The sequence below is a fragment of the Staphylococcus sp. Ze2 genome (assembly GCF_048568365.1).
In the GTDB taxonomy this organism is placed as follows: Bacteria; Bacillota; Bacilli; order Staphylococcales; family Staphylococcaceae; genus Staphylococcus; species Staphylococcus xylosus.
In genome coordinates, this window is sequence record NZ_CP183486.1 from 321,456 (window position 1) to 334,207 (window position 12,752).

The 12,752-nt window shown below is 33.5% G+C and carries 9 protein-coding genes, 2 tRNA genes and 1 pseudogene; 10 read left to right on the forward strand and 2 right to left on the reverse strand.

Annotation, left to right across the window (positions count from 1 at the left end; translation table 11 throughout):
* Positions 1–61 precede the first annotated feature (61 nt).
* Entirely contained in the window at positions 62–1,279 is a 1,218-nt protein-coding gene (locus ACM591_RS01295; protein ID WP_029378694.1) for a macrolide family glycosyltransferase, read from the reverse strand.
* Positions 1,280–1,586: 307 nt separating this feature from the next.
* Between ACM591_RS01295 and ACM591_RS01300 the strand changes: the two genes are divergently transcribed.
* From ACM591_RS01300 to rlmH, 8 genes are all read left to right on the forward strand, one after another.
* Positions 1,587–1,661: transfer RNA gene (locus ACM591_RS01300), tRNA-Glu, on the forward strand.
* Between the two features lie 7 nt (positions 1,662–1,668).
* Positions 1,669–1,741, forward strand: a tRNA-Asp gene (locus ACM591_RS01305).
* Between the two features lie 415 nt (positions 1,742–2,156).
* Positions 2,157–2,858, forward strand: coding sequence for a response regulator YycF (yycF, locus tag ACM591_RS01310; RefSeq protein ID WP_029378693.1), 702 nt, complete (start codon positions 2,157–2,159; stop codon positions 2,856–2,858).
* 12 nt (positions 2,859–2,870) lie between these two features.
* On the forward strand, positions 2,871–4,703 hold the full coding sequence (gene walK, locus ACM591_RS01315) for a cell wall metabolism sensor histidine kinase WalK (RefSeq protein WP_038679457.1): 1,833 nt from the start codon (positions 2,871–2,873) through the stop codon (positions 4,701–4,703).
* Entirely contained in the window at positions 4,693–6,030 is a 1,338-nt protein-coding gene (yycH, locus tag ACM591_RS01320) for a two-component system activity regulator YycH (RefSeq protein ID WP_069794190.1), read from the forward strand. Before walK ends, yycH begins: the two co-directional genes overlap by 11 nt.
* Positions 6,031–6,813, forward strand: coding sequence for a two-component system regulatory protein YycI (locus ACM591_RS01325; RefSeq protein WP_029378690.1), 783 nt, complete (start codon positions 6,031–6,033; stop codon positions 6,811–6,813). It begins immediately after the preceding gene.
* 419 nt (positions 6,814–7,232) lie between these two features.
* Positions 7,233–8,033: an MBL fold metallo-hydrolase gene (locus ACM591_RS01330; protein WP_029378689.1), complete on the forward strand. Its 801-nt coding sequence runs from the start codon at positions 7,233–7,235 to the stop codon at positions 8,031–8,033.
* Positions 8,034–8,639: 606 nt separating this feature from the next.
* Positions 8,640–9,119, forward strand: a complete 480-nt coding sequence (rlmH, locus tag ACM591_RS01335; RefSeq protein ID WP_326008137.1) for a 23S rRNA (pseudouridine(1915)-N(3))-methyltransferase RlmH — start codon at positions 8,640–8,642, stop codon at positions 9,117–9,119.
* Between the two features lie 197 nt (positions 9,120–9,316).
* Here the strand turns inward: rlmH and ACM591_RS01340 are convergent.
* Positions 9,317–9,436: pseudogene (locus tag ACM591_RS01340) on the reverse strand (IS3 family transposase); the annotation flags it as partial.
* Between the two features lie 197 nt (positions 9,437–9,633).
* Here ACM591_RS01340 and ACM591_RS01345 point away from each other — a divergent pair.
* Together ACM591_RS01345 and ACM591_RS01350 are read left to right on the forward strand one after the other, a co-directional pair.
* Positions 9,634–11,697, forward strand: coding sequence for a heavy metal translocating P-type ATPase (locus ACM591_RS01345; RefSeq protein ID WP_326008062.1), 2,064 nt, complete (start codon positions 9,634–9,636; stop codon positions 11,695–11,697).
* Between the two features lie 17 nt (positions 11,698–11,714).
* Positions 11,715–12,260: a YdhK family protein gene (locus tag ACM591_RS01350; RefSeq protein ID WP_000592150.1), complete on the forward strand. Its 546-nt coding sequence runs from the start codon at positions 11,715–11,717 to the stop codon at positions 12,258–12,260.
* Positions 12,261–12,752 lie beyond the last annotated feature (492 nt).

Genomic DNA, 12,752 nt, shown 5'->3' on the forward strand with positions numbered 1-12,752 from the left:
AAAACCTTGTAGTCGCTCATTTTTCTAAAAATGATTTTGGCTACAAGGTTTTTTTGTATATTTATTTTTGTATCATGCAATGTGTGTCACGAAATTCTAGAATTTTATTAACGGCTAACTCATAGCCATATTGTTCACTATGTGAAGGGTCTTTGATCATAGCTATATTGTCTTGATATTCATCTAAATGATCAAGCATCATTAACACGGTTTGTTTCAATTGTTCTACTGTAAAAGTTTCGGAATTTAACTGCTGTCCGATATTTAAATTTTCTATTTGTTGAGCTACAACGGGTTGGTCTGCATTTTGAGGAAAAGCTAACATAGGGACACCCATCATAATTGCTTCATTCGCACTATTCATACCTGCGTGTGTTAAGAACAATGAAGTGTATTGAAGTAATTCAATTTGAGGTACAAACGACTTTATGACAAAGTTGGAAGGTGCCTCATCAAAATCCTCTATACGATTCGTTTCTCCAATAGAAACAACAACTGTGGCATCAATATCAGCTAATGCCTTAAAACACTTATTGAAAAATGGTATATTTTCATTGAAAACAGTACCTAAAGAAATATAGATGATAGGCTTAGACTGATCAATTTCTGACATGAAATTCGATGGTTGTGGCAAGATGACAGATGGCCCAGCAAAGAAATAGCGATTACTATCAAATGTATCAGGGTGGATTTGGAAGTTTCGCGTAACGTATGAAATATTTAAGTCACCTGGATTATTCATCACTTCAAATCTTGAAGGAATTGAAATATCATAAGTTTGTTCTAGATGTGTCTTTAAAGTAGTAAACGCTTTGTCTGCGTCATCTTTTGCTTCAGTACTCAAGTTTATGTTCAATTGATTTGTGAATTGATCAAAGGAATCTTTAGTATGTGCAAATGTTGTAATAGAAGAAATAGCAGGGATACCTAATTTTTGAGCCAGCATATAGCCGCATCCAAACATAGAATCATAAATCATATAATCGTAATGTTCATCTTTAATCTCTTTTAATATTTTTGGTAAGAACAAATCTGTGGTATTCAATAATCCATTCATGACATTAAAAAGGTTATCACGTCCATAAGTTGAAAAATGAGCCATCATGTCGTCTGAATTAAATGTACGTATTTCTACGCCAATATCCTGAAGCCTATCTGTGAATTTATCAGTTGCGTAATATACAACTTCTTCACCTTTCTCTACTAATGTTTTACAAACGGCTACTGTTGGATTTACATGTCCGGCAGAACCTGGGTTAATAAATAGTACTTTTGCCAATTGAGTGCCTCCTCATATGTATTATTTAATTATTTTATCAAAATACATAGAAAACATAAAATATTTCAAATTTAATAAATAGATTTAATATTAAAGTTCGATACATTGTTATTAGTATTTTAGGAGTGATTTTTGAATTTTAAGCATGATTTTGTCGGGGGTTCATCACATTTTTATAGTTTTTTGCAGGTATAGGTAAAAAAGCTACACATTATACAATTAAGATAGAAAATTATACTAATTTAATTTAAAAAAGAGCTTGTCATACTGTAAAAGAGTTGGTATAATATATTTTGTGCTTAAGAGAGGCTCCTTGGTCAAGCGGTTAAGACACCGCCCTTTCACGGCGGTAACACGGGTTCGAGTCCCGTAGGAGTCACCATTTTTTAGGTCTCGTAGTGTAGCGGTTAACACGCCTGCCTGTCACGCAGGAGATCGCGGGTTCGATTCCCGTCGAGACCGTATAATGCCCATCCAATAGGATGGGCATTTTTTTGTATATAATTTTTTAATTACTACATGATATGACCTCAGTATAAATGACTAGTTTAACAAGCATAATGTTTTTGTAGTTACGTCAGGTTAAAAAGAATTAATAAGTATTTAATATAGAAAAAAGTAGTTTTTTATTTCGTAAGTAGATTGTGTAAGCAATTAATTCGAACGTAAACGTAATATTGTTTAGACTAGATATATCTATTCATGACTCGAAAAGTACCCATTTTATAGCAATAATGTTATAATTTTACAATATACAATTTTAATTTTTTATTTAGAAAAATAGAATTGAAGTGCCATAAATGGTAAATTATATTATAGAGATGTGCGTAGAATTTAATGTAAATGTACTACAATATAGAAATGAGGTTTATAAAATATGGCTAGAAAAGTTGTTGTAGTCGATGATGAAAAACCAATTGCTGACATTTTAGAATTTAATTTAAAAAAAGAAGGGTACGAGGTATTTTGTGCCTATGATGGAAATGATGCAGTAGACTTAATATATGATGAAGAACCAGATATCGTGTTGTTAGATATCATGTTACCTGGTCGTGATGGCATGGAAGTCTGCCGTGAAGTACGTAAAAAATATGAAATGCCAATCATTATGTTAACTGCAAAAGATTCAGAAATAGACAAAGTATTAGGTCTTGAGCTTGGTGCTGATGACTATGTGACGAAACCATTCAGCACACGTGAATTAATCGCACGTGTGAAAGCAAATTTACGTCGTCATTATTCACAACCAGCACAAGAAACTAACGACGAATCTAATGAAATTACTATTAAAGATATCGTTATCTATCCAGATGCTTATTCTATTAAAAAACGTGGCGGTGACATCGAATTAACACACCGTGAATTCGAATTATTCCATTATTTATCTAAACATATGGGTCAAGTCATGACACGCGAACATTTATTACAAACCGTTTGGGGCTATGACTATTTTGGTGATGTGCGTACTGTAGACGTTACAATTCGACGCTTACGTGAAAAAATTGAGGATGATCCATCTCATCCAGAATATATTGTGACACGCCGTGGTGTTGGATATTTCCTCCAACAACATGATTAGAGGCTATGTTAGATGAAATGGCTCAAACACTTTCAATCCTTACACACGAAACTTGTTATCGTCTATGTATTGCTGATTATAATCGGTATGCAAATTATCGGTTTATATTTTACGAATAGTCTTGAAAAAGAATTAACACAAACATTTAAAAATAATATTTCGCAATACGCGAAGCAAATAGAAATTAATATCGAAAAGGTCTACGACGAAGATAATTCGGTAAATGCTCAAAAAGAAGTTCAAAACTTATTGAATGAGTATGCTAATAGACAAGAAATAGAAGAAATTCGCTTTATTGATAAAGATCAGATTATCATGGCTACTTCAAAGCAGTCTACGCGTAGTCTAATAAATCAAAAAGCTAATGATAATTCTATTCAAAAAGCACTGTCTCTAGGTGAAATCAATAGCCATACCGTATTAAAAGACTACGGTAATGGTAAACAGCGTGTCTGGGTATATAACTTACCTGTTAAAACATCTAACGATGGTACGATCGGTGACGTTTATATCGAAGCAGATATCAATGATGTATATAACCAACTAAGTAATATCAATCAAATCTTTATTGTTGGTACAGGGATTTCATTGTTAATTACGGTAATCCTCGGATTCTTTATTGCACGTACAATTACGAAACCAATTACAGACATGCGGAATCAGACCGTAGAAATGTCTAAAGGTAACTATACGCAACGTGTGAAAATTTATGGTAACGATGAAATTGGTGAGCTCGCACTCGCCTTTAATAACCTATCTAAACGTGTACAAGAAGCACAAGCAAATACTGAAAGTGAGAAACGGCGTCTTGATTCCGTTATTACTCACATGAGTGACGGTATTATCGCAACAGATCGCCGCGGACGTATACGTATTGTTAATGACATGGCATTAACGATGATGGGGACAATGAAAGAAGAAATTATTGGCGATTATATGCTTAACGTATTAAATCTTGAAGAAGATTTCTCATTAGACGAAATTCAAGAGAATAACGATAGCTTCTTGTTAGACATCAATGAGACGGAAGGCATTATCGTTCGAGTTAACTTTAGTACGATTGTTCAAGAAACCGGCTTTGTCACAGGTTATATCGCCGTGCTACATGATGTAACTGAACAACAACAAGTTGAACGAGAACGTCGTGAATTCGTGGCTAACGTGTCTCACGAATTACGTACACCATTGACTTCGATGAACAGTTATATCGAAGCATTAGAAGGTGGCGCGTGGAAAGATGACCACCTAGCACCACAATTCCTATCCGTTACACGTGAAGAAACAGAACGTATGATTCGTCTTGTAAACGATTTACTACAATTATCTAAGATGGACAATGAATCTGACCAAATTACTAAAGAAATCGTCGACTTTAATATGTTTATCAATAAAATCATTAACCGTCACGAGATGTCTGCGAAAGATACGACATTTATCCGTGAAATTCCAAAACAAACCATCTTTACTGAAATTGATCCAGATAAGATGACACAAGTGTTTGATAACGTTATTACCAATGCGATGAAATATTCACGTGGTGATAAACGTGTTGAGTTTCACGTGAAACAGAACGCGTTATACAATCGTATGACGATTCGTGTGAAAGATAATGGTATTGGTATTCCAATCAATAAAGTGGATAAAATCTTTGACCGCTTCTATCGTGTAGATAAAGCACGTACGCGTAAGATGGGTGGTACAGGTCTAGGATTAGCTATATCTAAAGAAATTGTAGAAGCTCACAATGGCCGTATATGGGCGAACAGTGTAGAAGGACAAGGAACGTCAATCTTTATTACACTTCCATGTGAAGTCTTAGAAGATGGTGATTGGGATGCGGAGTAAAGAGTTAATCAAATCCATAATCCTTATCCTTCTTGTATTAATGAGTGCTGTTTTAACATATATGACCTGGAATTTCTCTCCTGATTTAGCCAATGTGGATAAGCAAGATAATGATAAAGAAACAGAAGCTAAGACGATAGGTAAACCATTGGATCAAGGAATGGATAAGGTGGTCACACCCTATCAGTTAATTCACTCTAAAGGTGAAGATTCTCAAGGTATGGAAGCGACGAAAAGTAATATAGAAGCAACATTGAAACCATTAAAGAACCATCGTGTATTACGTTCAGAGCAAATGCACAGTAACCATAATTTAATTATTCCAGATCTTAGTGATGATTTTTTAATATTGGATTTTACGTATGACATGCCACTAGCAACTTATTTAGGTCAAGCCTTGAATATTAACGCCAAAGTGCCAAACAATTTTAAATTCGATCGCTTAATCGTCGACAATGATAAAGATGGTACAGTGAAGCTCTATGCGATTAGTAAAGATCGCCATAACGTTGTGCGTATGACAACATCTGCTAAATTAAGCCAATTTGAAAAGGTAATGAAGCAGCAACAGAAAAATATGCAGCCTTACACAGAGATTATTACGAATAAAGATACGATTGATAAGGCTACACATATTTTCGCACCAAAAGCCCCTAAAGGGTTGAAATCATACCACACCATTTATAATCGCATTAGTGTAGATACGATGAATGCAATACTATTTAATGATTCTGTTGTTGTGCGTAGTTCGAAAAGTGGTAACGCAACATATAATAATAATACGGGCGTTGCCAATTATAGTGATGATAGCGAAAAATATCGCTATACTAATCTCTCAGAAGATGAAAATCGTTCTACTAATATGAAAGAAAGCATACCAAGTACTTATGATTATATAAATAACCACGGTGGCTTTACAGATGATTTTAGGTTATTCAATGTGGATAACAAGACTGGTGAACTGACATATCAAATGTTCTTAAACGGTCGCCCAACATTTAATAACGATGATCTTAACAACATTAAAGTATCATGGGGCGATAAAGGTGTATTTAGTTATGCACGAGCGCTATTGAAAGCAAATGTAACGATTGATAGTGGTGAAGATGAGGTTAAACTACCTGGTGCTGAGACTGTACGCGCAGAATTAGCAAATAATCCAGAGATTAACTTTGAAGAAGTAACAAACATGACTATCGGCTACAATATGAACAATAAACCAGACAATACTGATATTGAAATCCAACGCAATAGTGAATTTAAACCACAATGGTATGTACAATATGATGGTGAATGGCGTGCATACAGTGATGGGGGGCTAGAATAAATGAACTGGAAACGTACAAAAACATTATTTATTTTCGTCTTTATTCTAGTAAATATTGGCTTAGTTATTATCTACATCGATAAGGTGAATAAATCACATATCAATGATAGCGAAGTTGAAAATGCTGTGGATTTTAAACAAGAAGAAATTAAAATTCCAGATAACCTCCCAAGTGTTAGAAATTTAAAAATGCAGTTGTTAACTGCGCGTTCATTTGATTTTTCATCCTATGCTAAGGCACATTCTGATATATCGAGTGAACAGTCAGGTGCCATGGCTAAAGGTGACATCAGTAGTCCTATCGATGTCAGCAATGACCAATACACCGACTTAAAGACATATGTCAAAGATAAGGTGTATAAAGGCAAAGACTATGAGATGAGTAATATAGATAACAAAAATGTAACGTTTGAACAAACTTACGATGATTATCCAATAATGAATAACAACAAAGCGAGATTAGAATTTAATATAAATAATGATGGCAAAGCTTCAAGCTATAAACAAACAGCAATGAAGTCTATCACACCATCAGAAGGTGCTAACAACGAGAAAAAACAAGTGAATACGGCGAGAAGCGCAATAGAAGCCCTTTACTTTAACCGTTACCTTAAACGCAACGATGAAGTCACTAACGCAAGACTTGGTTACTACACGGTTGTGAAAGAACCCAATGTGCAAGTACTCGAAGCCAATTGGGAGATCAAAGTAAAACACGGAGAAAAGATTAAAACTTACTATGTTGAAGCCGTATCCGATAGCCCGAAAGTAATTGAAGAATAATACACAAATCAGCACATCTTTAGGAAGGTGTGCTGATTTACTTTTTTGATCATTAATTATGAGATTTCTAGAAGATGATTGTATTTAAAATAAACATATCTACATAAGTGATAGCAAAAGTATGTTAAAATTAAATACTGTTGATGAGCGTTATACAAAAGCAAAAAATAAAGCGCTGTAGTATAATAAAAGCGTAAAATTCGCGATAAGTTGAAGCAGAAAAGAGAAAATAATTTTATGAGACAGGTTTTTTTAAATTCTGTGATTGCAGTCGTATGCATGAGGTTACATTAGCTATGCGCAGTGCTCCTAACAGCACGAGCAATGAAAATTTTAGACAGAGGGTATATTGACGGCACATAAACCGAAGTCTGCCCTATAACAATATATTACTAAACAGTGTTTACAGATTAGAAAGGGTGAATCGCTTGATACGTATGAGTGTATTAGCGAGTGGTAGTACAGGAAACGCCACTTATGTGGAAAATGATAAAGGCAGTATCTTAGTTGACGCAGGTTTGACTGGGAAGAAAATGGAAGAACTTTTTGGACAAATTGATAAACAGATTAAAGACTTAAACGGCATTTTAGTTACTCACGAACATTCAGACCATATTAAAGGGTTAGGCGTATTAGCACGTAAATACAACTTGCCTATTTATGCGAATGAAAAAACATGGTCAGCCATCGAAAAGAAAGACAGTAAAATTCCAATGGATCAAAAATTCATCTTTAATCCATACGAAACGAAATCATTAGCTGGATTCGACATTGAATCGTTTAACGTTTCACATGATGCCATCGATCCACAATTTTATATATTTCATAATAACTATAAGAAATTTACGATTTTAACAGATACAGGTTATGTTTCAGATCGCATGAAAGGTATGATTCAAGGCAGCGACGCATTCGTCTTTGAAAGTAACCACGATGTAGATATGTTACGCATGTGTGGTTATCCGTGGAAGACAAAACAACGTATCTTGAGCGACATGGGACACGTTTCCAATGAAGACGCAGCACACGCAATGACAGACGTCATCACAGGTAGCACAAAACGCATTTACCTATCTCACTTATCTCAAGATAACAACATGAAAGATTTAGCCCGCATGAGTGTAGGACAAGTTCTAAATGAACACGACATCGATACAGAAAAAGAAGTATTGTTGTGCGATACTGATAAAGCCAATGCAACCCCAATATATACGCTATAAAAGCGCTTGGTCTCAATTTTGAGACTTAGCGCTTTTTAATGCATTATTACGTAGTAATGATGCAATCTATAAATAAACTCACAAATTAATTGAGGAGTACTAATGATTATTGATAAACCATTAGTCTGATTTGTGTTGTCATAACCTAACCAATATCACAATTTGAGGTATTGGTTTTTTATTATGTGTAAGAATAGTGTTACTAAATTTTACTGGTCATACATCCCTGTGTCTTAATTGAAAACCAATATACAGTTAAAGCATAAGTATAAACAGTGGATAACTTAGCTAGGTAAAGGTTTTTATAGGTGAAAATTATGAAGAAAACGTAAAATTTGTGAATAAGTATGTAAGACATCCATCAACTTATCCACGTTTCTATCCATAGTTATCCAGAGATGTGCACAATTAACATATAAATACCCACATTATACACAGTGTTATCCACAAATTAACATGTTATTAACGTATTTTTGTTTAGAAAACGTAAACATTTTTAAATAATGATATACATTCCTGTTATAATAAGAGGGAATAGTGTGAATAAGTGTACAACTTGTGGATAACTCTAATAACTATTGTTTATTATGAATTTGGAGGACAATTATGAAGATTACAATACTAACAGTAGGTAAATTAAAAGAAAAATACTGGAAACAGGCAATCGCAGAATATGAAAAACGTTTAGGAGCATACTCCAAAATTGAAGTTATAGAAGTTGCTGACGAAAAAGCACCTGAAAATATGAGCGACAAAGAAGTTGAACAAGTGAAGGAAAAAGAAGGCCAACGCTTACTAGCAAAAGTAAAACCTCAGTCAACTGTCATAACACTTGAAATCAAAGGCAATATGTTGACGTCTGAAGGATTAGCTAAAGAAATAGAAGGACGAATGACTAGAGGACAAAGTGACTTCACCTTTATTATTGGTGGATCCAACGGCTTACATAAAGACGTGCTAGACCGCAGTGATTATGCATTATCCTTCAGTAAAATGACCTTCCCACACCAAATGATGCGCGTCATATTGATAGAGCAGATCTATCGTGCATTTAAGATTATGCGTGGGGAGGCATATCATAAATAAAACTAAAAAATATATTGTATGTAACTCACTTTGAAATTGATTGAATATATAGTATCTTTAATAAAATGCAGCTATTGTGGCGTAGAATTTGAGAATCAAAAAATGATTAATATAGTTTGAAGAGACTGAGCATAAATACTAGAAAAATGGCCAGTAAATGAGTTTATTATAAATTCATTTACTGGCTTCTTTAAATAATTATCTAGACAATTTGCTTTTCTAGACATACTCTGAAATGCGTTATTTTCTTTAAGAATATTAATATATGACTTGTGTTGGTAATGATAACCTTGGTCAGAGTGTATTGTCATGCGATAGTTAAGATTAGATCTTTTAATTAAAACATTGTTTTAAATATCGATGACAAGGTCTAATGTAGGACGTGTAGACATAAGTTTCGGAATTATATAAATCCATAAAAGAAGATAAATCGAAAACATTTATACCCCTAAGGGGTATGTGTTATAGTATAAGTATAGCTAATATAATATTTTCATAAATAGGAGGAGTTAATTTGAAGAATAATGGTGAAGAGCTTAAGCATCAAAATCACATGAATCATTCCAATCAAATGCATCATGATAACCATGAATCACATAATCATCATAGTGGCCATGCACATCATCATGGGAATTTTAAAGCTAAGTTTTTTGTTTCATTAATTTTTGCAATACCTATCATTTTTTTATCGCCAATGATGGGCGTTAAATTACCTTTTCAATTCACATTTCCAGGTTCTGAATGGGTAGTGTTAATATTAGGTACAATTTTATTCTTTTATGGTGGTAAACCGTTCTTGTCTGGTGGTAAAGATGAAATTGCTGCAAAAAAACCAGGCATGATGACCTTAGTTGCCCTAGGCATTTCGGTAGCTTATATTTATAGCTTGTATGCTTTTTATATGAATAACTTTAGTAGTGCAACTGGTCATACAATGGACTTTTTTTGGGAATTAGCTACCTTAATTTTAATTATGTTATTAGGACATTGGATAGAAATGAATGCTGTCGGAAATGCTGGAGATGCCTTAAAGAAAATGGCAGAACTTTTACCTAATAGTGCTATTAAAGTTATGGACAATGGTCAACGCGAAGAAGTTAAAATATCAGAGATCATGACTGATGATGTCGTCGAAGTAAAAGCCGGAGAAAGCATTCCAACAGATGGTATTATTGTTCAAGGACAAACATCCATAGATGAATCCCTAGTCACTGGAGAATCAAAAAAAGTACAAAAAAATCAAAATGACAACGTTATTGGGGGTTCTATTAATGGATCTGGAACAATACAAGTCAAGGTTACAGCTGTTGGAGAAGATGGATATCTTTCTCAAGTTATGGGACTTGTTAATCAAGCACAAAATGATAAATCTAGTGCTGAATTGTTATCTGATAAAGTGGCGGGTTATTTATTCTACTTTGCTGTAAGTGTTGGCGTGATTTCTTTTATTGTCTGGATGCTCATTCAAAATGATGTTGATTTTGCATTAGAACGTCTTGTAACTGTGTTAGTCATTGCTTGTCCACATGCTTTAGGCTTGGCAATACCTTTAGTCACTGCACGTTCTACTTCAATTGGTGCACATAATGGTTTAATTATTAAAAATAGAGAGTCTGTAGAAATAGCTCAACATATCGATTATGTAATGATGGATAAAACTGGTACTTTAACTGAGGGTAACTTTTCTGTGAATCATTATGAGAGCTTTAAAAATGATTTGAGTAATGATACAATATTAAGCCTTTTCGCCTCATTAGAAAGTCAATCTAATCACCCATTAGCTATAAGTATTGTTGATTTTGCGAAAAGTAAAAATGTTTCATTTACTAATCCACAAGACGTTAATAATATTCCAGGTGTCGGATTAGAAGGTCTAATTGATAATAAAACATATAAAATAACAAATGTCTCTTATCTTGATAAACATAAACTTAATTATGACGATGACTTGTTTACTAAATTAGCTCAACAAGGTAATTCAATCAGCTATTTAATTGAGGATCAACAAGTCATTGGCATGATTGCTCAAGGAGATCAAATTAAAGAAAGCTCAAAACAAATGGTAGCTGATTTACTATCAAGAAATATTACACCAGTCATGCTTACAGGTGACAATAATGAAGTGGCACACGCTGTCGCAAAAGAATTAGGTATTAGTGATGTCCACGCACAACTCATGCCAGAAGATAAGGAAAGCATTATAAAAGATTATCAAAGTGACGGTAATAAAGTCATGATGGTCGGAGACGGTATCAACGATGCGCCGAGTCTTATAAGAGCCGATATTGGTATAGCAATTGGTGCAGGCACAGATGTTGCAGTGGATTCAGGTGATATCATACTTGTTAAAAGTAATCCATCAGATATTATTCATTTCTTGACCCTTTCAAATAATACTATGAGAAAAATGGTGCAAAACTTATGGTGGGGTGCAGGTTATAATATTGTTGCTGTACCTTTAGCAGCTGGTATTTTAGCATTTATCGGCTTGATTTTATCACCTGCAATAGGTGCTATTTTAATGTCACTAAGTACGGTTATTGTTGCAATTAATGCCTTTACATTAAAATTAAAATAAAAGATAGGAGTTTTATTATGATTAAAAAATTATTTTTTATGATATTAGGATCATTACTAATATTATCAGCTTGCTCCAATAATGATGAAAAAGATAAAGACACTAATGACCAAAAAAGTGAGAGCCATATGAAGCATAATGATGAAAGTAAAGTTCCAGAAGATATGAAATCGACTAATGAGGGTGAATTTAAAGTGGGAGATAAAGTAACGATTACAGCAGGGCATATGCCAGGTATGAAAGGTGCAGAAGCTACTGTAAAAGGTGCGTATAAAACATATGCCTATGTTGTAAGTTATAAACCCACAAATGGAAATGAAAAAGTAAACAATCATAAATGGGTCGTAAACGAAGAGATTAAAGATGCACCTAAAGATGGATTTAGTAAGGGCGATACTGTTAAATTAGAAGCAAGTCATATGTCTGGTATGAAAGGTGCTACAGCCAATATAGATAACGTGAAAAAGACTACTGTTTACGTAGTTGATTACAAATCCAAAGATAATGGTAAAATCATTAAAAATCATAAATGGATGACAGGAAATGAGCTGAAAGCACGATAAAAATCTAGTTCTAAATTGAGAAATAAATAGATATAAAAATATCCTCCTTAATCAATAATTTAAATAACTTATTATTGTTAAGGAGGATATTTTTTAGTGTGTAAATTAAAAAGAATTTTAGAAGAATAACATTTATCAAAAAACTGTTCATTACCTTATTAATTGAAATTATATAATTAAAAACCGCATCATTAACCGATACGCAGAAACGTATCATAAGTGATGGAGGTTTTAATAGAACTATTAATTAAAATAGTTCTATTTATTTCCGGAAGTATTCGAAGACAGAGAGATTAAAGTATATTTGTCTAAAGTAGAACAATAATTGAGTGTATATTATTTTATAAAGAAAAATATTAATACAACCAAAAATCTCCCGATTCTGTAGTTCTGTTCTACGGATAGGGCGATTATTTTAATACATAATTTGACTATTCCATTAAATAACTGTCTTCAGTGAGTTTGATTGTTTTGTTTTTCAATGGGTCGAGT